Raw genomic sequence first — 618 nt, 5'->3', positions numbered from 1 at the left:
GTTTTTACATGATCAATATGGTCACTTGCTGATGCCATTGACGAAATAATTGATGTATCTGAAATTGGCGAAGAATGATCTCCAAAAATTCCACCTCCTAAAGTAGCCGCAACAACAATGGTAATATCAGCTCCATGAATAGTTGCCATAGGAATTGAAATTGCCAACATTATGGCAAAAGTACCCCAAGAAGTTCCTGTGGAAAAAGCAATAAACGAACTGATTAAAAAAACAACAGCAGGTAATAATTCAACTGACAACCAACTTTTGGTAACATTCGCAACATAAACTCCAGTTTCTAGTTCTTTGCAAGCGTCTCCAATTGCGAAGGCTAATAACATCAACAAAGCCAATGGCATTAACTCGCTAATTCCTTTTAACGTTAAGTTAATGGCTTCTTTTGGGTTTAAAATTCCTTGAATCATATACATTACAATCGCTACTAAAATTGAAGCAATTACTGCATATAAAACCGATGATGAACCAGAACCTTCACCAATTGCTTGTGATGCATGATTTAAAAAAGAAGAAGATTCTTTTACTGCATTCCAACCTGTATACATCAAATTAATTGGCATCATAAAAACCATCACCAAAAGTGGCACAATCATATTATAC

General features: G+C 35.0%; 1 protein-coding gene. It reads right to left on the bottom strand.

Going from position 1 to position 618, the window contains the following annotated elements; all coding sequences use genetic code 11:
- On the bottom strand, positions 1–611 hold a 611-nt coding region (locus IU405_RS00975), incomplete at its 3' end, for a Na+/H+ antiporter NhaC family protein (RefSeq protein ID WP_231749438.1).
- Between the last annotated feature and the right edge of the window lie 7 nt (positions 612–618).

Origin of the sequence: Polaribacter sp. BAL334, assembly GCF_015767435.1 — a bacterium.
Classification (GTDB): Bacteria; Bacteroidota; Bacteroidia; order Flavobacteriales; family Flavobacteriaceae; genus Polaribacter.
This window is presented reverse-complemented; position numbering and strand designations above follow the sequence as displayed.